General features: G+C 56.4%; 20 protein-coding genes and 1 pseudogene. 7 read left to right on the forward strand and 14 right to left on the reverse strand.

The features are described from left to right. Positions 1-6: 6 nt before the first annotated feature. From P3T22_RS05285 to P3T22_RS05295, 3 genes and pseudogenes are all read right to left on the reverse strand, one after another. Positions 7-792, reverse strand: a complete 786-nt coding sequence (locus P3T22_RS05285; RefSeq protein WP_429324429.1) for an anti-sigma factor family protein — start codon at positions 790-792, stop codon at positions 7-9. After that, a complete protein-coding gene (locus P3T22_RS05290; RefSeq protein WP_429324430.1) occupies positions 792-1331 on the reverse strand; it encodes a sigma-70 family RNA polymerase sigma factor in 540 nt (179 codons plus the stop codon). The genes P3T22_RS05285 and P3T22_RS05290 overlap by 1 nt, the downstream gene beginning before the upstream one ends. A gap of 454 nt (positions 1332-1785) precedes the next feature. Further along, a pseudogene (locus P3T22_RS05295) lies at positions 1786-2945 on the reverse strand (IS30 family transposase). Between the two features lie 203 nt (positions 2946-3148). Between P3T22_RS05295 and P3T22_RS05300 the strand changes: the two are divergent. Both P3T22_RS05300 and P3T22_RS05305 read left to right on the forward strand, forming a co-directional pair. After that, a complete protein-coding gene (locus P3T22_RS05300) occupies positions 3149-3394 on the forward strand; it encodes a DUF4148 domain-containing protein (protein ID WP_429324431.1) in 246 nt (81 codons plus the stop codon). 139 nt (positions 3395-3533) lie between these two features. Further along, a complete protein-coding gene (locus tag P3T22_RS05305) occupies positions 3534-3854 on the forward strand; it encodes a DUF4148 domain-containing protein (RefSeq protein WP_429324432.1) in 321 nt (106 codons plus the stop codon). Between the two features lie 143 nt (positions 3855-3997). Here the strand turns inward: P3T22_RS05305 and P3T22_RS05310 are convergent, their stop codons facing one another. Continuing rightward, complete coding sequence (locus P3T22_RS05310; protein ID WP_429324466.1) at positions 3998-4294, reverse strand: cupredoxin domain-containing protein; 297 nt, start codon at positions 4292-4294, stop codon at positions 3998-4000. 85 nt (positions 4295-4379) lie between these two features. Then, the gene (locus P3T22_RS05315) at positions 4380-5324 is read right to left on the reverse strand and encodes a metallophosphoesterase family protein (RefSeq protein ID WP_429324433.1); all 945 of its coding nucleotides are present in this window, start codon (positions 5322-5324) and stop codon (positions 4380-4382) included. A 453-nt stretch (positions 5325-5777) separates the two neighbouring features. Here P3T22_RS05315 and P3T22_RS05320 point away from each other — a divergent pair, with 453 nt between their 5' ends. Continuing rightward, positions 5778-6041 carry a hypothetical protein gene (locus tag P3T22_RS05320; protein WP_429324434.1) on the forward strand — a complete coding sequence of 88 codons (264 nt, stop codon included), beginning with the start codon at positions 5778-5780 and terminating at the stop codon, positions 6039-6041. A gap of 332 nt (positions 6042-6373) precedes the next feature. Here P3T22_RS05320 and P3T22_RS05325 read toward each other — a convergent pair whose 3' ends face one another. Beyond that, entirely contained in the window at positions 6374-6691 is a 318-nt protein-coding gene (locus tag P3T22_RS05325) for a DUF4148 domain-containing protein (protein WP_429324435.1), read from the reverse strand. Between the two features lie 386 nt (positions 6692-7077). On the opposite strand from P3T22_RS05325, the gene P3T22_RS05330 reads away from it, so the two are divergent. From P3T22_RS05330 to P3T22_RS05340, 3 genes are all read left to right on the forward strand, one after another. Continuing rightward, positions 7078-7380 carry a hypothetical protein gene (locus P3T22_RS05330; RefSeq protein ID WP_429324467.1) on the forward strand — a complete coding sequence of 101 codons (303 nt, stop codon included), beginning with the start codon at positions 7078-7080 and terminating at the stop codon, positions 7378-7380. 206 nt (positions 7381-7586) lie between these two features. Then, positions 7587-8318: a YceI family protein gene (locus tag P3T22_RS05335; protein ID WP_429324436.1), complete on the forward strand. Its 732-nt coding sequence runs from the start codon at positions 7587-7589 to the stop codon at positions 8316-8318. Positions 8319-8640: 322 nt separating this feature from the next. Then, a complete protein-coding gene (locus P3T22_RS05340) occupies positions 8641-9684 on the forward strand; it encodes a patatin-like phospholipase family protein (protein WP_429324437.1) in 1044 nt (347 codons plus the stop codon). 281 nt (positions 9685-9965) lie between these two features. Here P3T22_RS05340 and P3T22_RS05345 read toward each other — a convergent pair whose 3' ends face one another. Both P3T22_RS05345 and P3T22_RS05350 read right to left on the reverse strand, forming a co-directional pair. Next, on the reverse strand, positions 9966-10343 hold the full coding sequence (locus P3T22_RS05345; RefSeq protein ID WP_429324438.1) for a copper resistance protein CopC: 378 nt from the start codon (positions 10341-10343) through the stop codon (positions 9966-9968). Between the two features lie 502 nt (positions 10344-10845). Next, the gene (locus tag P3T22_RS05350) at positions 10846-12015 is read right to left on the reverse strand and encodes a porin (protein WP_429324439.1); all 1170 of its coding nucleotides are present in this window, start codon (positions 12013-12015) and stop codon (positions 10846-10848) included. A gap of 362 nt (positions 12016-12377) precedes the next feature. Between P3T22_RS05350 and P3T22_RS05355 the strand changes: the two genes are divergently transcribed. Beyond that, on the forward strand, positions 12378-12698 hold the full coding sequence (locus P3T22_RS05355) for a DUF4148 domain-containing protein (protein ID WP_429324440.1): 321 nt from the start codon (positions 12378-12380) through the stop codon (positions 12696-12698). A gap of 476 nt (positions 12699-13174) precedes the next feature. Here P3T22_RS05355 and P3T22_RS05360 read toward each other — a convergent pair whose 3' ends face one another. The 6 genes from P3T22_RS05360 to P3T22_RS05385 all read right to left on the reverse strand — a co-directional run bounded on the left by P3T22_RS05360 (position 13175) and on the right by P3T22_RS05385 (position 20538). After that, the gene (locus P3T22_RS05360) at positions 13175-13849 is read right to left on the reverse strand and encodes a DUF1330 domain-containing protein (RefSeq protein ID WP_429324441.1); all 675 of its coding nucleotides are present in this window, start codon (positions 13847-13849) and stop codon (positions 13175-13177) included. A gap of 869 nt (positions 13850-14718) precedes the next feature. Then, positions 14719-15720 carry a zinc-dependent alcohol dehydrogenase family protein gene (locus P3T22_RS05365; protein WP_429324442.1) on the reverse strand — a complete coding sequence of 334 codons (1002 nt, stop codon included), beginning with the start codon at positions 15718-15720 and terminating at the stop codon, positions 14719-14721. 23 nt (positions 15721-15743) lie between these two features. Further along, positions 15744-16241: a VOC family protein gene (locus P3T22_RS05370; protein WP_429324443.1), complete on the reverse strand. Its 498-nt coding sequence runs from the start codon at positions 16239-16241 to the stop codon at positions 15744-15746. Between the two features lie 15 nt (positions 16242-16256). Next, positions 16257-16700 (reverse strand): nuclear transport factor 2 family protein, encoded by a 444-nt coding sequence (locus P3T22_RS05375; RefSeq protein ID WP_429324444.1) that lies wholly within the window; start codon positions 16698-16700, stop codon positions 16257-16259. A 207-nt stretch (positions 16701-16907) separates the two neighbouring features. Beyond that, the gene (locus tag P3T22_RS05380; RefSeq protein WP_429324445.1) at positions 16908-19400 is read right to left on the reverse strand and encodes an efflux RND transporter permease subunit; all 2493 of its coding nucleotides are present in this window, start codon (positions 19398-19400) and stop codon (positions 16908-16910) included. 70 nt (positions 19401-19470) lie between these two features. Next, positions 19471-20538 carry a WD40/YVTN/BNR-like repeat-containing protein gene (locus P3T22_RS05385; RefSeq protein WP_429324446.1) on the reverse strand — a complete coding sequence of 356 codons (1068 nt, stop codon included), beginning with the start codon at positions 20536-20538 and terminating at the stop codon, positions 19471-19473. Positions 20539-20575 lie beyond the last annotated feature (37 nt).

Here is a 20575-nt window from a genome sequence, read left to right on the forward strand (position 1 = left end):
CAACAGCTAGGAAGCGGGATGCGCTCGCAGATCCGAGATGAAGCCGTTCAGCTCCATGTCCCCGGCATCGGTAATTGCCCAGTAATTCATTCCTGCAGCACTCCAGTGCGCGAGATGATAGCCCTGCCGCTGGTAGATATGAGGCGTGGCGCCCGCGTCGTCGCCCGGCCATACATAAAGATTGATCGGGTGCAGCTTGTACCGATAGACCATCACGGCGACCGGCCGCCCGTCCAGGTAATCCAGCCGCCCACCGACCAGGGGATATCCCTGCTGCGCCAGATCGACCACCGGTGGCGCAAAGTCCAGCTTGCCGTCAAACCACGGTTTCACCGTGTGCCGGTCGGTTGAAATCACATCCGAGAGGTGGTTGAACTGCAACGAGCGGATATGGTTGTCCACGAGTTCCTGGCTCAGGCGCGTGTCGCTCGACGGCACCGAAAGGTACAACCCTGCGCTCCACGTCAATGCGACCACACTCATCACCATCGCGCCAACTGGTGCCCAGCCGAATGACCCACCGCCGCTGCGCCAACCGAACAGCTCAACCAGCCGTTGCCAAAGCGATGGCCGCCCCGGCAACGCCGCCTTGATGCGCTTCACCAGTTCCGCGGGCGCCTCGACGCGCAAATCCGCCTGCTTGAGCTGCGCACTCACCTGGCGGTGCTGCGAGTAGACCTGCTGACACTGCTCGCAGCCTGCCATATGGCGCTCGAATTCGAGCGCCTCGGACAGGCTCAATTCCTGGTCGAGATAGCCTGGCAGCAATTCGAAGGCCTGTTCGTGATCCATCATGCCTCCTGATCCGTCGGGGCGAGCAGCGCCGCAAGTTGCTGGCGGCCGCGCCCGAGGCGCGACATCACCGTCCCCATCGGGATGCCCACAATGGTGGCGATTTCCTTGTACGACAATTCTTCCAGCTCCCGCAGCACGATCACCTCACGGTATTCCAGACGCAGACTCTGCAACGCCTTGTGTACCCGCCTCTGGCTCTGGCTGCGTATGAGCATCGCTTCAGGACTGTCGTCGTGATCAGCGGTACTCGTCTCAAGACTATGCATATCTTCCTCAAACTCCAACGTATCCGGTGCCTGGCCCCGGTTCTGCTGATACCAGGTGTAGAAGGCATTGCGCACGATGCTTAACAACCAGGCGCGCGCATCGTCACCGCGGAATCCGCCAAAAAACCGGAACGCGCGCAGATACGCCTCCTGCACCACGTCCTGGGCATCCTGGTCGTTATGCGTCAGCCATCGCGCAACATTGAAGGCCGAATTCATATGAGGTAACACGAGCTTCTCAAAGCGCTGCGCACTGACTGGATCGGCCATGTGAAATTCCTGCAGTAACAACCGCAATCCGTGACCGACAGTTATAAGACCGCCGGCACGTCGTTTTTATTCCCCGACGATCAAAATCGCCTAGTATTACTCTGGCGTAGCTCGCGAAGGTCATGTGATCGATACGCGTGTGCAGAGAAATCCTAGGGAAAAGCCTCGGCTGATTCTATTTCATCGAGCTAACCAAGGCCGCCGCCGTGGATTATCTCCGGCTTGAGCCGCCAGTCAAGTCCTCCCCATGCCCGGTCCAATGCATAATCCGACGCCCCTCGTCTGATTCCCCCCAATACCGGCTGGCGACGCCCTCGAGCGCGGGCAGATGGATGAGCGATTTCAAAGACATTGTATCCGCGCTGAAAGTCACAACGACGCACTTTCTCCCCCGCGAACGTAACCCTGCCGGTGGAACGGCGCCCCCCGCGGACGGCCGACATGCCCCTTGGATTCAACCGGTCGACGCAATACATTGATAAAACCGTTCGGCCGGTGTCTGGAAGTTTAGTGTTTTTCTTGGTCGCTCGTTAAGTCGCCTGGCAACCGCATTAAGTTTCGACTGCGAATACGTCGAAATATCCATTCCCTTGGAAAGTACTGTCTTAGCAGCCCATTGGTGTTTTCGTTCGATCCGCGCTGCCATGGCGCATGAGGATCGCAAAAATAGACCTTGATATCCGTCGCCACAGTGAAGCGCTTGTGGCCGGCCAATTCCTTCCCGCGATCCCAGGTTAGCGATTTGTATAGCTCCTGCGGCAGTTTAACGGCGTGATTGATCAGAGCGTTGACGACAGTTTCGGTATCCTTCCCGGTGGTTTTTACCAGCATCACGAACCGGGTCTGGCGTTCAACAAGCGTTGCAATCTGGCTGCTCGCGTCGCCGAACAACAGATCGCCTTCCCAGTGGCCGGGAATCGCACGGTCCTCAACCGCAGCGGGGCGTTCGCTGATCGAAACTGCGTCACGAATTCTGCCGTGAGTCTCCGTCTTCATCGTGTGATGGCGTGACCGACGCATGGCACGCGAACGGCGCAAATGTTCGAGTAGCTCCTTCTTTAACGCTCCGCGTGCCTGTATGTAGAGGCTTCGATAGATGGTCTCGTGTGACACGTGATAGTCCTCGTTGACCGGATATGCGTGTTTGAGCCATCCGGCAATCTGTTCGGGCGACCACTGCAGTTCCAGCTTGCTTGCCACAAGTCGCGCCAGCGGCCGGTTATCGACCAGCTTGCATGTCTTTGGCCGACGTGCCCGGTCCCATGCAAGCTGGTCGGCCCGATTCGCCCGATAGCCCTGGCTTCCACCATTTCGCTTGATTTCCCGGCTGACGGTGGAAGGAGCGCGCCCGAGCCGGTTTGCTACCGAAACAATTGAATCGCCGGATACGACTGAGCGTGATATCTCCTCTCGCTCGGCGAGCGTCAAAGCCAGCCTAGATCGGTGCCTCTGGGCAGGTTGTATCCCGCCTGTCTCCGAAAGAATGCCCTGCACCGATGAATGGTTTCGATCGAACATCTGGGCAATCTGTTGCAGCGACTCGCCTTTGCGCCAGCGCTCCCACATTACCGCTTTCTGGCTTTCAGTGTAGTAGATCCGCCGTCTCTGCTTCATTTCAATACCTCCGCTGCTCAGGCAGCCTAGGGTATTGCGTCGACCGGTTGAATCCAAGCCCCCGACCGGCCATCCGATATTTGTCGCTGATCGCAAGCTGACGCGGACAGTCTGGCCAATGCTTTTATCGAAGATTCGGGAATATCCGATGACGAAGCGGCGTCTACTCATTGCATATCGCACACTATTATCAGGAGTCTAAAATGAAGACACTCGCTATTACCGCCGTGTCGCTGTCCGTTCTAATGTCATCGGGCGCATTTGCCCAGAGCAAAACACGCACCGAGGTCTATCAGGAATTGATCGAAGCGCAGCAGAACGGCCTGAACTATGTCACCGATACCTCGTACCCGGATGTCAATCCGATCTTCGCGGCGCAGGTCGCCCGCGTGAAGCAGGAGCATCTTGCGCAACAGCGCGCAGCCATGAAGGACAGCACTACCAATTGAACATGCGTTTCGTCCCGCCTGATCTTCCCTGGCGGATGACGGCACGCCTGCGTCCCGTCCTCTCACCACCGCTCGCATCATGTGCAGCGCAGGCCGATCTTCGCGGGAATCAGCATCCCAGGAAGCAAGGAGCATCACCATGAAATCGGATCCAATGAATCAGTTTGTTGACCGGCCACTACGTGCATTGGTTGTCGCGGGCGCGGTGCTGATGGCAACTTCAGCCAGCGTCTATGCGCAATCTTCGTCTGCCCCTGACGCACATCAGCTCACTCGCGCGGAAGTGCGACATGAACTCGAAGAGCTGGAGGCGGCCGGGTATAACCCGGCCCAGGGCGACGAGGTTGACTACCCCGCCGACATTCAGGCCGCGGAAGCAAAGGTTGCCGCCAAACATCAAGCTGAAAGAAGTGCAGTGATGGGCCTGGGGCAGACCGGGCAGACGAAGCCGACACCTTAAGTCGGTGCAACGTCACAGTTCGGAACGTGATAATCCGCGCTGCGCACCTGCATTGATAGTGCGCAGCACGGAGCTCCCCTCTCGCGCCTTTTTCCGGACAGTTACTCAACCTCTGGCGGCATGAGCTCAGGGAGACAGCGCACCTAATTGACGGTAATCGTCGCTTTCATATACGGGTGAATACCGCAGAATACCTTGTAGACGCCGGGTTTATCGAACTTGAACTGGAAGGTGTCGTTCTGATCGAGCGGGCCGGAGTGGAACAGGCCGGCATCGTTGACAACCGCATGCGGTTCGCCATCGAGATTTTTCCAGGTCACGGTCGAACCAGTTTTGACCGTGAGCGACATCGGCGAGAACATGAAGTTCTTTATCATGACCGCATTGGCCTCCTGCGCCTGCGCGACGGCGAAATCGGAAGCGATTCCCCACATCAGCATCCCGACGCCGAAGGAGACGACGAAGGCGCGACGAAAGAAAGTGGTTCGCATGATTAGGATCCTTGTGGGTGAGTGGTGTCCGGAATCAGACGAGTGTCGTGTCGGTAAGTGTCGCCTTCAGCGGGTGGCGCGCGATCTTGATGCTGGTCACGCCAAGCATCCTCGGAAGCTGATCGCTCGCCACCGTCAGCGGCATGGGGCCGGGGCCATTGCCGGCCGTCGGTTGGGGATACGCCGTCGAGCGCGCTGTATGGAAGGTGATATTGCCCTCCACCTTCGACACGATCTGATGGATATGCCCGTTCAGGACGGTGACCGAACCAAAGCGCTTCAGATAGCTCATCGCCTGGCCGGAATCGCCGGTGCCCCACCCCCACGGTTCGTAAATCGTCCACATCGGCATGTGCGCGAAGATGACAATCGGCGTGCTGGACGAACGCCCCTTCAGATCGTTCTCCAGCCAGGCGAGCTGGTCGTCACCCAAGCCTCCCAATCCATTCGGCTTGAAATGCATGACGTTGACGAGCCCGATAAAGTGCACGCCGTTGTGGTCGAAGCTGTAATAACCTTTATTGTCCGAGGCTTGACCGAAACGGTTGAAGTATTCCGTCCCTGGCCCATCTGTCACATCATGTTCGCCGGGCACGGTATGCAGCTCGGTGATATTCAGGCCCGACAACAATTGGGCCGCGAGGTCGAACTCTGCCGGTTTGGAGAGATGAGTAATGTCGCCTGTGTGAATCGTCAGCGCCGGCTTGAGCGGCATGGCGTTGACAAAATCAATCGTCTGCTTGAGCGTACCGGCGACATCCGGATTGGCCTCCTTGTTGAAGCCTATATGAGAATCACTGATCTGCAGAAATAGGGGAACACCCGAGGCAACTGACGAATCCTTCGCCGTGGCGGCGAGGGCTAATTCCACCGGCGTGAGAATACCGCCGGCCAGGACAAAGACGGTGCCTACGCCACCGAAGGCAAGACATTTCAACGCGCCGCGGCGCGACGGATCGGATGGAAGATCTGACGACATAGTGCCCTCACGATTAGGTTCAGGAGGTAGACCGCCAGATTATCCGACGGGCCTCCGGACTGGATTCAATACATAGACTGCCGGGTCATCCGTTTTATTCCAGCTCGCTGCACATTTCGAATGTGGTCGTGGGGTCGGCGCAACCGGTTCGCACCCTGGTTGGCTGCGGTGGCCGCGTACCAGGATCGCATTGTCACGCACGTAACCGCGACTTGATCAGAATCGGTGACCAATACCGATCCGCCGCCTGATGCTGACGAGCCGACGGCGACCTGATTTTGCTGTCGGCCAATTGTGTTTTATTGAAGATGCGGGAATATCCAGCGACGAAACAGCGTCTACATAGCTAGACAATTGTGCACCTCGATTGACATGCTCATGGCCATGCGAGGCCGCGCCTGAAAGTGCGAAGACCTGCAGCCCCCGCTCCAATTGAATACAGGAGATGCGAAAATGAACCAGTTTGATCTTCGCGAAAGCCCGATCCCCGGCGCGTACAGCGCTGGCGCAGCCCGCGACCACAAGGCGGCGAACGGCATTCCAGGTCTGCGCAGCCGGCCCGTAGGCAGGAAAGCTTCGTCGCGCATCCGCCGCGCAGTCTGGCTCCCTGCCGCCTTCGCGGGACTGATGGCTGCGGGATGCACGTCCCTGCCCCAGGCCGGCAGCAACGAATGCGTAGGTCCAGTCAGCTACTGCCAGCCGTACTTCGGCTCCTGAATGACAGTTCTCCTCATGTCTGGTATCACGGGCAACAAATGTGTATGGCAGATGGCTGGTGATCGCGGACAGGGGCGCACCGCAAAAACGGTGCGCCTCCGATGCCGCTCACTGTTGTTGTCTACTTGCCAGACGCCTTGCATCGTGGCGTTTTCTACCAGCAGCACGCAAGGCCGGTTGTCAGTTGCTGAGCAACGCGAGACCTGCACCTTTTTGCCTGCGTTCCTCGTCAAGCCGAAAGCGTTGTTCTTAACTATCGATGGGCGAACCTCAAACCGACCCTGCCCGGCCTCGAGAAACCGTGTGCGACCTGTACGCGCAATCCGTCGCATTCATGGCGTGTGCTTCGTCTGCGCCATCTGGCTTCCCCCCGTCAGCGCATCCTGTTGCGCTTGATGTTTGGCCTCCAACCTTTGTTCCGCCGCCTGAATGTCCTCTGGGTAGTAGAGATCATTGGGCACAGGGTGATATCCGACCGCCGCCAACTCCTTGAGTTCTTGCCGCACTTCGGCACGGGTGACCTGATGCGCGCCGGGCTCCGCCGACGTTTGCGCGTACACACAGGTTGACGTTGCCATCAGCACCGCACTCACGATGAGCGAACCACGCGCGGATTGACCAACAAGTCGATTAAGCGAATTCGATTTCATGATGCTACTCCTTGGTTTTCGAGCGCGTGATGTCCACAGTCCACTTGACTCCAACGTACGACGCTCTGCACGGGTAAACCACTTAACCGGCATCCTTATTCCCTACTCTCTTTCGCAGGACAAGAAGTATCCCTGACATTTTCCATAAGAGGACGCAGTGGCATGCAAAGGGGATCGCGGCTCGATTACTCACATCGCAATCGATCTCATTTGTAAGTGTTTAGGCCACGCAAATTTCCCTTTTTCCACAGGCCGCGGGAATATCCGGCGACGAAACAGCGTCTACTCATTGCATATCCAAAAACGGGCCGATCTCACGTTTTTGGCACCTTAAGGAGTTTGATATGAAAATCGTATTCACGAGAGCGAGCGTACCGCGAGCACTGATGGCATTGAGAGGACTCCTGCTAGCGGTATCGTGTATCGCCGCAGGCAGCGTCGCGGCGCAAGGTCTCAGCCCATATGACGATATCAACTCGCCTGAAAACAGCACCCGGTTGATGCCGCTGGCTGCACGCGGAAGCGAGTATCCCACCCACGGTGATCGGCAGGCGGGAGAGCTGAATCTGAATCCGACGGATCCGCGGGCGCAACTCGCCAATGGTTTGCCGAACAATACGCAGTCTGGTGGATACGGATCGCCACTAGCCGGCGTGAGGACCTATGTCGTGCCGCCGCCGAAGAATTGAGCGTCAAGACGAGCCGGGTTGATGCATGATGTACCGCAGATGGCTTGCTGCATTGAATCGGAAGTCTGATCGCCATCGAATGCAGGCATGTCACATGGCTGATTCGAATGCGCGCTGGCGGACCGTCAACGACACACTGACTGGATCCAGTGTTGGTCGCGTCGCCTGCGCTCCTGTTACGCTGGTCGGGCACTGGGATGAAAGCGATGAATAAGCATTCCGTTCATGCGATCGTCGCGCGTGCGCTGTGGATTTCGGTGCTCGCGATAGTCGCTTCATGCACGCCACTCCGGGTGGTCACGCACACCGTCAGCCAGTCTGAAACGCGAGTGCCGCCAGGTCAATACGAACTTGATCCGCACCACTGGAGCATTACATTTGATGTCGATCACTTCAAGTATTCACGCTTCATGATGCGCCTCGATCGCGCGACCGCAAAGCTCGATTGGAACGAAGACGGGCTCGACAGGAGTTCAGTCGTGGCGACCATCGATGCCGCCAGCGTGGATACCAACGTGCCCCTCCTCGACAAGCTCGTCAAAGGCGCTGATATGTTCGACGTGACGCGCTATCCGCAGATCCGGTTTGTCAGCACGCGTTTCGAACGTACAGGAGCCGCTCACGGCACGTTGACCGGCGATCTGACGATCCGCGGCATCACTCAATCAGTCACACTTGACGTGACGTTCAACGGCTTCGCACCCGATCCACTGACGAAAAAAGACACTCTAGGCTTCTCGGCAGAAGGCCACTTCAGCCGCGCGCGGTTTGGGCTGTCGACGTGGTTCCCGGCCGTAGGCGACGACGTAACCGTGCGGATTCAGGCCGAGTTTGTCCGGCAATCCGCGGCGTCCGGGCGCGCTACTGGCATAACAGATATGTCGTTCAAGAGAGGGATAAATGGTCCAGTCCGGGATCAGCTTGCCGCTTTCGCCTGAGGGCACCCGCGAACACGCAGAGCAAGTCATCATCCACGGTCTCAAGGCCACCCCTTTCGAGTTGGTCAATCGATATGTTCCGCCTTAAAGACACGGGCAGTAGAGACATAACATCGTGCGTCGCCGCGACGCAATGTAGTATTTTTTTGGATACCTTGGCTTCACTCGAATGTCTTCACAGGACGTAAACATTGACGTGACAGGCCTTTATATTCAGAGCCAGGTCAGGCTGGCATGGCGTCGCCTGATCATAGGGTGCGAAAACGGCCGGGACGGGTAGCCGATCGAGGGCGTGGCTGGACCCGGCATTGAGGAGGTTTCGATGGCGACGACAAACAGAAAGCGGCCGATCGCGCAGAAGACGATCGCACTCGCACTGCAAGGCGGTGGGATGCACGGAGCGTTCACCTGGGGCGTGCTCGACCGCCTGCTGGAGGACGGCCGGCTTTCAATTGAAGGCGTCAGCGCCACCAGTGCAGGTGCAATGAATGCCGCAGTCCTGGCCCACGGTCTACTAACGGGTGATTCCGACGACGCGCGCCAGGCGCTGCACGACTTCTGGCGCGCCGTTGCACAATCGGCGGAGAGCTACGATCCCTTCGGCAAAATACCGTGGTTAAAAGGAACCCACACGTTCGGACTGGACCACTCGCCCATGTACCTCCTGGCGGACATCGTTCTTCGCGTCCTGTCACCGTACCAGTTCAATCCCCACAACATGAATCCGCTGCGCGACATACTGAACCAGCACGTTGATTTCGACGCGCTGCGCAGACATTGCCCGATACATCTATATCTATGCGCAACCAACGTTGAGACCGGCAAAGTACGAATCTTTTCTGGTCAGGAACTGTGTATAGAGGCGGTGCTTGCTTCGGCCTGCCTCCCAACGCTGTTCCAGGCGGTAGAGATCAACGGTGAACATTACTGGGACGGAGGCTATGTCGGTAACCCGGCCATTTTCCCACTGATCTATAACTGCGCAACACACGATGTCGTGATCGTCCACATCAATCCGATTGTGCGCCCCGGCGTACCAACCACGCCGGCCGATATCCTCAACCGCATGAACGAAGTGAGCTTCAATTCGTCACTGATGCGAGAGATGCGCGCAATCGCTTTCGTAACCAAGCTGATCCAGCAAAGAAGGATTGAGCCCGACGGGATGAAGGAAATGTTGATTCACTCGATTCGGTCCGACCAGACTATGGCCGCACTCGGTGTGTCGAGCAAGTACAACGCCGACTGGAACTTTCTCTGCTCATTGCGTGATAAGGGACGGAGCGAGGCCGGGGCGTGGCTCGAGGAGAACTACCACCACGTCGGTCAACGATCGAGCGTCGATATCAGCAGGGAATTCCTTTAAGGTTAAGTTGAACAAGCCGCGCAATTTGAGCGCGTCCTCGGCAAGCAGGAGTTCAACAGGCAATCGTCGACCCACCCTACGGCCCCGACTTTTCGGGAATTAAGGGCCGACTATTTGCACGCTTCCGACCTCTTATGGGTGCACCGACGTCATCACTCATCGGCACCCGCGACCGTCGGCGCTTCCATCGCGCGCCAATTGCGCAACGGGCTTGAGCGCCGAAGATTGCAGAAAGAATCACTGAACTCCTGTTGCAAACACAACGCCAGGCAAGATCGCCGCTATCTGACCGTGAAGGTGTATTCGGCTTCCGTACGATGGCCGTCGGCGGCAACCGCAACCCACGTGACGGTATACACACCGGGCGTTAGCGGGTTCAGCAGCACCGACATGTGTTTAGGGTTCGACGAATCGACCATCGACTTACCAAGCGTCACGGACCTCCGCTGTGTATCCGTCACCGTGATCGCGCTAAATGCCGCTTCGAGTCCGTCATCGAAATCGATCGACACCTCCCTGGGCGAAACAGACATGCTAGCCTCAGCGGGCGGCACCTGACGTTTTGGATAGGCATGGCCGTTCGCCAGTTGCGCGATCGCGAGACTCAACGCGGCGACGACGCCGCGTGCAGTGGAGCCGTTCAGGAAGGAGTTTCTCATAGATGTATCGTCAATCTTGATCAAGGAATGGCTCGGGTCTGCGCCGCGTCGGTACCGCCAATTAGCGCATTCTATTCCGCTTGAAGTTTGCCTTCGACCTGCTGTTGCCCGCCTGAATGTCGGGGGTAGTACGGATCAACGCCTGGAGAAGGCGCTATATCCGGCTAACTTCAGCTTTTCGAGCTCGTAAGTAACCTCTGCACGCGTTATGTGAAGTGCGCCGATCCCCAGCGACGTTTGCGCGTACACAGTTCGATGCTGCCAACAGCGCGGCGTTCACAAAAACCGAATCAGGTATGGATAGCACGACAAGTCGATTCAACGATTTTGATTTCGCGCCACGACTCCTTAAGTAAACGAGCGTCTGAGATTGGCTGCCGGGTTACCCCGGCAGCATGACGCTCCGCATTGTTGACCGTCGAACCGGTGGCCTTATTCCCCTTCGCTCCCCCGAGCGCCACTCGGTAGCACGACAGTTACGTCACGCGTCGACATGTGACGATCAGAACCGCGTACGGATCCCCACCCTACCCACCGTCTGATGCTGATTAGTCGACGGCGATACGCCGTTCACGTTTGCGACGGCAGGTGTTCCCGTCGAATCCCGGCCGTTGACCGCCTGATAGACGACAGCTGCATAAACGTCGGTGCGCGGCGACAACGTGTAATTCGCGCCGATGGCGAACTGGTTGTAGTTCACACCGCCGACCTTGCCCGTTACCTCGCTGCCGCGCGTGTAGTTATAAGAAATGCCCGCGAGAAAAGCGGCCGTCACGTGGTACTGGAAGCTCGCTTCGGCATCATTGAACACCGCCGTGCCGCGCCCCAGCGCCGCGATATCACCGAACCGGATGTTCGAATAGGTTGCGCCGAACACAGCAGGTCCGAGCGCATAGGAACCGCCCCAGCCAATAACCTGATACGACTGCGCTGTGGCGTAGCCGCTAAACACCGGTGTGCCCGTCAGTCCGTTAGATGTTGCCGTATCGGTGGGGTTGCTGCCGAACAGTGAAGCCGCCGGGTTCTTCACGTTCAGGTATGCCACGCCCATGGCCAGCGGCCCCTGCTTGTAGCCCGCCCCGAGCGAATAGACCTGGTCAGTCGTGAACGACCCTGCCACACCTCCCAGGCTGTAAACGCCGCCGAACGTCAACCCTGAATAATCGATGCTCCTGAATTTGATCGCATTGTTGGTTCGACGGCTGTTATTGAAGTTATCCAAATCGCCTGGGTGAGCCGAGTGCGCTGTACCAACATTCGAATCGCCGAATTCGAAGTTGCCCAGATAGTCCACCACGCTGTCGTACTGACGGCCGAGCGTGAGCGTACCGAACCGGCTGCTGCTCAAGCCGACGAAAGCCTGGCGGCCGAACTCGGCACCGCCCTGCCCGAGCTTGCCGGTATTGAGGTCGAAACCATTCTCAAGCGTGAATATCGCGGCAATACCAGCACCCAGATCCTCGGTGCCTCGCAAACCCCAGCGTGTGCCGTTCAGTCCGTTGATGGCATCGAGCGCGTATTTGGTGCCACCGCCGGCCTTGCCAGCCACCGGTACATTGCTGACGGCCTCGAATCCTTCATCGATCAGGCCGTACAACGTCACGCTGCTTTGCGCATGGACGACACCTGCCAGCGGGCACAGCGTTGCTAATGCCAGAAGTTGCTTCTTCATTGAGTGATCCCCAGATTACATGCAATTAACCCGCAAGATATTGGCGCATCCGCACCATGGATACCCGTGTTCCACACCACGCGCGACCTGCTCAACAACGTCAACCGACCTCCCGGTCGTTCGCGCATCGCTCCATCCGGCTTGACGACGAGGCCGGATGACAGCGTTTACCAGGTCGGCCGCACGTTTATTCCCATCTTGTTAGAAATTATTTCGGGCGTTCCAAAGGGTGCCCGTGCCTCTTTTTTCAGGCCCGGGAATATTCGGCGATCAAACGCAGTCTACTCAATGCATATCGCTTGATACTCGCGAAACACTCAGGAGTCTGAAATTAATCAACTTGATACATCTGGAGTATTGCCATGAAATCAGTCTCACAAATTCGGTTATTCGACCAGTCGCTGCGCAACCTGGCGGTCGCTGGCGCGATTCTGATGTCGGCTTCAGCTGGCGTGCTTGCGCAAACCATGCCTGACCCGCTTACACATCGAGTCACGCGCGCAGAGGTCATGCATCAACTCTACGAACTGGAGGCAGCGGGTTACAACCCGTCCCAGGGCGATGACGGCTCATATCCCGCAGATCTTCAGGCTGCGCAAGAGAAGGTTGCCGCCAAACATCGAGCGGAACGAAATGCGCTGACGAGCGCCGGCCAGAATGGGCAGGCGAAACCGGCGCCTTGAGGTGCAGACGGTCGCCAATACTCCGTGTACATCGTTACTCGCGTACGCGACGTGATGCGCATGCGCATGCGCATGCGACGAAATTGGAGAGTACGGCGCAATACCTTGGCATCAAAATTGGCGATGCGCTGGAGAGCTCTAAGCAGACTGAAATCTAGCGCCGTCCTTACCGGCAGCAACTGAACCAGTTCGACGAGGTCCGTGCGGCCGCTATTTCGCCAGATACCGATGGAGTACTACCGGCCATGAAGAGTAGTTCTCTCTCACCGTAGCTCTTGACACTCGAACGTCGGCTCTGCACCGGCGGATTCAACCGGTAGATGCAATAGTTTGCTGGAATCGTTCGAGGGACTGGAGTGCGCGCTGCATCTCGTCGACCTCGAACATGCCGATGAGGACGATCGCCGTTTCCTCGAGGTTGCAGCTGCGACATGCCGTAATGTGCCACCGTTTGCCGACGACGTGAATCTTAAAATTTACCGGGGCGTTGTTGAGCCAGCCACTCTGGTGTGCGGCATCCGTTGCTCGACGGGCGGCACTCCGCTTTCTGTCAGGACGACCAGATACTTTGCGCTCGTTTTCCGATGTTGCCGGGCCTCCCGATAAGCCGCGCTGTCATGCCAACTTTTTGCGGCATCCCTTGAGGGGAATTCATAGACCGTTACGCCCTGCACGGGACCCTGTCCTTCCAGGATCAAGAACCTGCCATGATCCATTAGAACCTGGGCCTGGTAATCCGCCAGCGTTTCATTCACGCGCTGCCAATAGGTATTGAGCGCCCCCTGGTCGAGTATTTCACGGCAAATGGCGATGACGTAGACAGGCTTGTCGGCGCTGTGTTGACTGACAGGAGCGACCCCACTCTCCACGACCACGCCGAGATAGTCGTTGCTATTCGTTCGGTCTTTGCGGGCCTGGACGTATGCGTCACCGTTGAACCACTCGACCGTCTGCTCAAAGGGCGGGAACTCAGCTATAACAACTCCTTCGACGCGCTCATCCTGATCTGCGTCGAGCACCTCGCAGGGGCCATACCCTGCGAGCACATCGACATTATTCTTGGGGTAGACCGCCGGCGCGTCTCGCCAGTAGCGCTCAAGTCCCGCCCGGTCTCTCACCGCCTGGCAGGTGTAAACAAGATAGTTAGACATAGTGTGCACCTCCTCTCTTAATTGACGCCCAGGTCCGCTTTGGGTGCGCGCAGCGTATATCATTTCAAAAGTTCGAAGACGCGAGTTGGCGAGACCCGATACCGATGCGCGAACCGCCCGACAATCCGGTTGCCAAAACCGGCAAGAAAACCGCAATCTTGAAACCGTTCGAATCCGCGTTTTACTCCCGCTTCTGCTGGCCTCATTACGCCACCCTTCGACAATGCAGCACAGCTCACTGTCAATTTATGTGACGAGGTTTCGCCTCGTTATGCTCGCCAGTTTTAACCGAACGTAGAAGTCGCGGACCACGTCGGCGTGCCTAGTGGCGTAGCGGTCGCATATTTCGGCTGACGAAATGCGGTCAGTCCGAACGAACCGGAGAGCCTTTTCGCAACTCTTAACCACCGGTCAGGCCCCACGCGTTATTCATGAAGCTCAATTGAATAGGCCAAATGACGCGCCGAGTCTGACGCCGCATTCGAAAACATTGAACGTGTCTGCGCAACTGGCAGGGGGTTGACGTCTGGGCGCAACTACACCAACTGTTGCTGGCCGAACTGTGTGCGGCAGACCAGATCGACACCTCACGCGCGGTCGTCGATTTATCATCGATTCGTGCGGTTGGGGCGTGCAGAAAACTGGGCCGAACTCCGCCGATTTTGGTGGAGATGACCGAGGCGTTGACCAAAATCGGTACGGTCGCCGTCTCGGCGTCCGGGTGAAACGGCTACTGACTACGAGTGTTTCGGAAAGCAGTAGACCGGCACGGTAACGGTTCTGGAGATCAGACGATCGAGCAGATTCCTGATTTTTCATTTGTCGAATAACCTCGGGTACCTCCGTTATGGACCAGATCCTCGTGCCTGTTAATCAACCGTGATGACGATCTTGCCGAAATGATTGCGGCTATCCAGATGTTCGAGAGCGGCTGGAATTTCGGAGAACCCGAAAACGCTATCGACCACCGGCTTGACCTTCCCGATTGCGATAGCGCGCATCATGACCTCCGCCGCATCCCGGCTGCCGGACATGATCCCGTCGATATGAGCAGACTTGGTCATCAATAAGTAAATGGGCAGGCTCGCCTCCATCCCTCCGAGAATGCCGACCTGTGAGATATGCCCACCATTGGCCACTGCAACGAGCGATTCACCAAGTGTGGATCCTGCCACATCCACAACGAGGTCAACGCCGCGCCCACCCGTCAGCTCCGACACAGTCTTCCCCCAACCTGGAGTGTGAGAGTAATTGATTGTGTGATGCGCACCAAGCGCCTTCGCGCGCTCCAACTTCGCATCGCTCGACGAAATGATGAAAGTCTCGGCGCCGGCGGCCATGGCAAATTGCAACGCCATTAAGGACACACCACCGGTGCCCTGGACAAGGACAGCGTCTCCCGCCTTAATATTCGAACTCTCAGTTATCGCCGACCAGGCAGTAACCCCGGCACAGGGAAGCGTCGCCGCCTCGGCGTCGCTGAGAAAATCCGGTACTTTGACAAGCTCAGCCTCGGAGACGACCAGATATTCTGTGGCAACGCCGTCATATGTACCCCCGCGGTCCCTTTCGAACTTATGCGGAGCGATCGTGCCATCGAGCCAATCGGGATAATAGGTCGCAATTGCGCGGTCACCCGTCTTCACACGATTTACGCCAGCACCTACTTCGACCACTTCTCCGACGGCATCCGATAGCGGGATAAGCGGGTATTGGACTGGCATATATCCCTTGACTACGAACAAGTCACGATAGTTAAGTGAGATCGCTTTCACTTTGAGACGGACCAAACCGGCAGCAACAGCTCCCTCTTTACGATCCGTTACCCGCAGCGCATCAACACCGACACCGGTAAGTTCCACCACTCTCACGGCATGTCCTTTCTAGAGTTAGGTCAATTTGCGCGAATGCTATCAACAGCATCAGGGTTATGCTCCCACATCTGAATCATATTTCCATCGGGATCGTAAAAAATGAACGTTCTCCCCAAATTGGCGGCAGGCCAAACATACTCCGTTTGAGTCTTGTAGCCAGCCGCGCGCACCTTGTTATAAAACGTATCGATGCCTTCAATTGCGAGGGCAATCTCACGAATTCCGCTATCTTTATAAAGCAACTTATCAGCTGGTGTCTTCTGAACTTCTGGCACAATTGGTGCAAGCAGTTCCATGATTGCGCCCTGTTCTGAGACCATGACCGCAACGTCTGCCTTTGCACCGGGTGTCTTATAGAGATCCGCTAGCAACGCGCGAGGCGCAAGGACGGTTGGCGCCCAATTCTCCCCATCTGGGATGATCGTCCGTACCCTAAGACTAAAACCCATAATTTTTTGCCAGAAATCCACCTGCCGGTCGAGATCGGTCGTAACAATGCAAATGTGATGAAAGAACATCCTGACCTCCAGTCTTCAGATGAATTTTTCCCACGTCCGAAGCCGTGTGGTTCGGCTGTATTCGATCTTCCAAACTCCGTCAACCTTCACATATCGCTCGTGATAGTGGCCCCATCCTTGAAATTCGCTGGTCGGCATCTGCACCCAGTCATGCATCGCCCAGATACCTTCTGCGGTTGTCGGACTAGACAATGTAATTTCAGGAAGAAAGGCCTGATGTACGGTGCGAGCTCCTTTGAGCAAAACCGCCATTCCTCCGATGAACTTGTCCCGGCCCTCGATGCTCGCCGTATTGGACTCTTCACTGGAGGAGCGTGGAATGACCTCATACACACCTACGAAGTCCTCCGTGAAGAGCTCTCTAAACTTCTCCCATTGCTGGGTATCTCCGTAACGGACATATTTGGCCTTCAATTGTTTGATTTCCTCAATGTCTCGCCAGCTTTCCTCAACTTGCATACATCCTCCTAAATATAAGTGAGTTGCCTTTCCGTCGACATAACGCCCATACACCCAATGCATCGAGAAGTCCGTCAGACGCCTGTCGATCACCACGATTTCACATCAATGCATGTCGATCCGATCAGCCCGCGCGTTAACCGCTCCAGGTTTGCCCGAGACGCGACGCCACGAAAAAACCAGCTCCCACTCTTCGCCCCCCACGATTCAGGTAGATCGACTCGCTGGTTCCGTCAACACGGCATCATCCACCGTGGCGTCCGAGCTTCGACCCTTATCCGAAGCGGGTGCGTCCAGTGGTTGACTCCTCTTCTGTACAACCCCTCTCAGCAAGAAATGCGATAGTGCAGGAATCAAAACGAGAGCGCCGACCATATTCCAGAGAAACATAAACATCAGGAGGATTCCCATATCCGCTTGGAATTTGATCGCAGAGAACCCCCATGTCGCCACGCCAGCTGCGAGCGTCAGAGCGACAAGCACTATTACTTTTCCTGTGAATTCGACTGCTCCTTGATATGCTTCCGCGAGCGTCGCACCTCGCCGCTGCAGTGCCAACTGGATGCTCAGAAGATAGAGTGCATAGTCGACTCCGACGCCAACCCCCAAAGCGATGACCGGGAGCGTCGCTACCTTTACACCGATCCCGAGTACCACCATCAACGCCTCACAAAGCACAGAGGTCAGGACAAGTGGCAGTACCGCGACCACGACTGCGCTAATACTTCGAAACGTTATAAAGCACAGCACCACAACGGCAGAATACAGAAGAACCAGAATCAAATGATTTGCCTGCTCAACTACGATGTTGGTGGCCGCCTCTATCCCCGCAGAGCCTGCCGCAAGCAAAAATTTTCTGTCAGGAGCATCGTGCTGCAATGCGAAGGCCTGAACTGTTCGTACCATTCTCTCCAACGTCTCGGCACGATGATCCGTCAAATGTGCAATGATCGGGACAACGGAACAGTCACTGTTAACTAGCTCCGGATAGTTGGCGATGACCTGCTGCATCGCCGGTGCAATCACCAACGGATCGCGACTTATCGTCATCCATTTCGGATTCCCTTCGTTGTTGGCCGCGGAAATGCCTCTAACGAGTGCCGCTGGAGAGGTGACACCCTCGACGCCTGGCGTATTCATGAGCTGTACGCCCAGTCGATCTTCTTCGAGTAGTGTCTCGAATTTGCTGCATCCTCCGGAAGGCGTCTTGACCATAACTGCGAACTGATCGTCTGTGAACCCGTAGTGCTGAGTAACATACGCCACGTCGAGATTGTATTGCGACCGCGGCCGAAGTTCGGGCGCCCCTGAATTGAGGTCCCCAGTTTCCAAGTGTCGACTGATCACATAACCAGAACCGCCCATCAGTCCTGCCAAAATGACAGCGACGGCTGCGCCTTTTTGCGCAGTAAAGGGCGTCAGCAGTCGCGCGAGGCGTCGCCCAATTCCTGTTCCCTTTGAATTCTCGCTCACTGACCTTGTCGCGGCCTCCTCACTCACTCCGATGTAAGACAGCGCCACAGGAACCAATATCAACTTCGTGCAAATGAGTACGCATACGCCAACGCTCGTCGCTATGGCAAGCCCCCTTATAACGGGAATGTCAATTACCATCAGCACCGCGAATCCAACAACATTTGTCAGCAATGCGGTAAAACCAGTGACGAACAACCTACGGAACGTGTATCGAGCCGCCACATACTTGTGAACGCCGCGCCCAATGTCCTGCATGATCCCGTTCATCTTCTGCGCCCCGTGACTGAGACCGATAGCAAATATCAGAAACGGAGCCAATATCGAGTACGGATCCAACGAGTATCCTAAAAGTCTCATCAGACCGAGCATCCAGATTACGCCGATCAAGGAAGCTCCCACTAATATAGTCGTACTGCGCCAACAGCGGGTATAGCAGCGCACAAATGCCGTAGCGATTGCCACTGAAATGCAAAAAAAGAGGAGAAATTGCCGCAGCCCATGAATTAGATTGCTCACAAGCTGCGCGAAACCTATAACGTGAATTTTTGTATCACTGTCTGCCTGGCTAAGCACCTGCTTGCTGATCTCATTCGAAAAGGATACGTAATCCAGAGCCTTACCGGTTGCGGGATCCGTATCAACTAACGGCACTACAATCATCGTCGACTTGTAGTCTTTCCCGACCAGACTTCCAACCAGACCAGCGCGCACAATATTGACCGCCAGCGCCGAGTGCGCCTCCTTGGATCCATCGTAGTGGTCCGGCATCACGGGACCTGCCTGAAACCCTTCCTCGGTAACTTCAGTCCACCGAACGGAAGGCGTCCATAGGGACTTCATCCATGACCGGTCGACACCGGGAAGTAAAAACAATGCGTCATTTATTTTCTTTAGTTTTCCTATATAAGAGGAGTCAAAAATCGTCCCGTTTTTCGATTCAACTATGATTCGCACCGAATTGCCAAGCCCTCGTAGTGCGCCCCTATTATCAAAGTAGTTTTTAATATAAGGGTGTGACTGAGGAATCATGCTTTCGAAGCTGGCATTAATGGATAGCTTGCTAGCACTGAGCGTGAGAAGCGCCGAAACTATCAGAAATGCGAACACGATCCACCCCCGATGATTGAAAATCATCCGCTCCAGAGGGCCACCGCTGGTGGTATCGAATTCCTCCAGTTTTCCCACAACTGGAAAGCTGCCGGAACTATCAATTATCGGTCCCATTTACGTCCTCATCGCGACAACCGTTAAGAACCGCTGCACAGTTGGTGTAAGATTCGCTTCGCGTAAACCGTCACGGAGCCACGTGGGCATCCACGACCTGATTCCCCGCGACTCCTGTAATTACCACCCATCCTTGCCGCTTGGGCGAAGCTATTCCAGTGAGCATTGGCATACGCACTCTTGACGAAATCGAAAATCGCGTCATGCCGATATCACTCTGAGTAACCGAGCCAGCAACGTCAACCAAAGCCAGTCGTCCGTTAGGCAATGCAGTTCCTGCGGTAATAGTCGCGCCCGTCCCAGTCTCGACTGCTGACCACGTTCGCCCACCATCAATCGACCTGAATCCCGTGCCGCGTAGCCCGTAGGCAACGACGACGTCTCGGACGCTGACTACCCCGAAGAGGCTGCCTCGATAGCCCGTCAGTTCGCGGACGAACTGCTGCTCTCCCGGTCGCCGTACGAACACTGTTCCCTTCTCTGACGCGATATACAAACTGCCGTTCAGCTCGCATAGGCCGAACAGATGAAGTCCCTCTGGGTTATCCATGTGGTCACCCCAGGGCAGCCAATGCCGGCCACCGTCTGACGTGTGCATTGACAAGCCGAACGATCCAACCGCGAATCCCTCTCGGGCATTCAGGAAAAGAACCGACAGGAGCGGGATACTCGCATTATCCTTCTCGTGCGCTCGCGCATCATCGAGCAGCGAACGTGCCCGCTGGTCTCCCTCCTCGACTTTTTTCTGGTAATACGCGATCGTCAGCTTGCTCGCTTCCACGCCATCCATTTGTTTGTGCCAGGTCTTGCCGGCGTCGTCGCTATGCAATATGAGGCCATCATGCCCAACTACCCAACCGTCGGTTGGAGTCGGAAATGCAACCGCCGTCAGATCCACGGAAACAGGCACCGAGGATTGCCTCCAGGATTCACCGCCATCATCGGAATACATGATCAGCCCGCGCCACCCTGCTGCGACCAGCCGGTCTCCAGCAGTGGTGATCGCAGTCAACGGCGAGCGTGAAGGACGCGATACGCTGGGCGCGGCAGTAACAAGCGGGTCAACAAAACCCGTGGTCGCAAATGCCCAGAAAGAGAGGGTGAGACCCAACACGAATAGCAAGAGTCTAGTAGGCATTTGACATTCCCGTTTCTTCACCAGGTACTGTTTGTCA

This window comes from Paraburkholderia sp. GAS348, assembly GCF_050434205.1.
Taxonomy (GTDB): Bacteria; Pseudomonadota; Gammaproteobacteria; order Burkholderiales; family Burkholderiaceae; genus Paraburkholderia.

What these genes read in the sequence shown, in the direction of transcription:
- P3T22_RS05355 (WP_429324440.1), top strand. Translation starts at nt 12,378, where the DNA reads ATGAAATCAGTCTCACAAATTCGGTTATTCGACCAGTCGCTGCGCAAC.
- P3T22_RS05310 (WP_429324466.1), bottom strand. Translation starts at nt 4,294, where the DNA reads ATGCTGATGTGGGGAATCGCTTCCGATTTCGCCGTCGCGCAGGCGCAG.
- P3T22_RS05305 (WP_429324432.1), top strand. Translation starts at nt 3,534, where the DNA reads ATGAAATCGGATCCAATGAATCAGTTTGTTGACCGGCCACTACGTGCA.
- P3T22_RS05385 (WP_429324446.1), bottom strand. Translation starts at nt 20,538, where the DNA reads ATGCCTACTAGACTCTTGCTATTCGTGTTGGGTCTCACCCTCTCTTTC.
- P3T22_RS05340 (WP_429324437.1), top strand. Translation starts at nt 8,641, where the DNA reads ATGGCGACGACAAACAGAAAGCGGCCGATCGCGCAGAAGACGATCGCA.
- P3T22_RS05375 (WP_429324444.1), bottom strand. Translation starts at nt 16,700, where the DNA reads ATGCAAGTTGAGGAAAGCTGGCGAGACATTGAGGAAATCAAACAATTG.
- P3T22_RS05300 (WP_429324431.1), top strand. Translation starts at nt 3,149, where the DNA reads ATGAAGACACTCGCTATTACCGCCGTGTCGCTGTCCGTTCTAATGTCA.
- P3T22_RS05335 (WP_429324436.1), top strand. Translation starts at nt 7,587, where the DNA reads ATGAATAAGCATTCCGTTCATGCGATCGTCGCGCGTGCGCTGTGGATT.
- P3T22_RS05285 (WP_429324429.1), bottom strand. Translation starts at nt 792, where the DNA reads ATGGATCACGAACAGGCCTTCGAATTGCTGCCAGGCTATCTCGACCAG.
- P3T22_RS05360 (WP_429324441.1), bottom strand. Translation starts at nt 13,849, where the DNA reads ATGTCTAACTATCTTGTTTACACCTGCCAGGCGGTGAGAGACCGGGCG.
- P3T22_RS05320 (WP_429324434.1), top strand. Translation starts at nt 5,778, where the DNA reads ATGAACCAGTTTGATCTTCGCGAAAGCCCGATCCCCGGCGCGTACAGC.
- P3T22_RS05370 (WP_429324443.1), bottom strand. Translation starts at nt 16,241, where the DNA reads ATGTTCTTTCATCACATTTGCATTGTTACGACCGATCTCGACCGGCAG.
- P3T22_RS05350 (WP_429324439.1), bottom strand. Translation starts at nt 12,015, where the DNA reads ATGAAGAAGCAACTTCTGGCATTAGCAACGCTGTGCCCGCTGGCAGGT.
- P3T22_RS05315 (WP_429324433.1), bottom strand. Translation starts at nt 5,324, where the DNA reads ATGTCGTCAGATCTTCCATCCGATCCGTCGCGCCGCGGCGCGTTGAAA.
- P3T22_RS05325 (WP_429324435.1), bottom strand. Translation starts at nt 6,691, where the DNA reads ATGAAATCGAATTCGCTTAATCGACTTGTTGGTCAATCCGCGCGTGGT.
- P3T22_RS05290 (WP_429324430.1), bottom strand. Translation starts at nt 1,331, where the DNA reads ATGGCCGATCCAGTCAGTGCGCAGCGCTTTGAGAAGCTCGTGTTACCT.
- P3T22_RS05380 (WP_429324445.1), bottom strand. Translation starts at nt 19,400, where the DNA reads ATGGGACCGATAATTGATAGTTCCGGCAGCTTTCCAGTTGTGGGAAAA.
- P3T22_RS05345 (WP_429324438.1), bottom strand. Translation starts at nt 10,343, where the DNA reads ATGAGAAACTCCTTCCTGAACGGCTCCACTGCACGCGGCGTCGTCGCC.
- P3T22_RS05330 (WP_429324467.1), top strand. Translation starts at nt 7,078, where the DNA reads ATGGCATTGAGAGGACTCCTGCTAGCGGTATCGTGTATCGCCGCAGGC.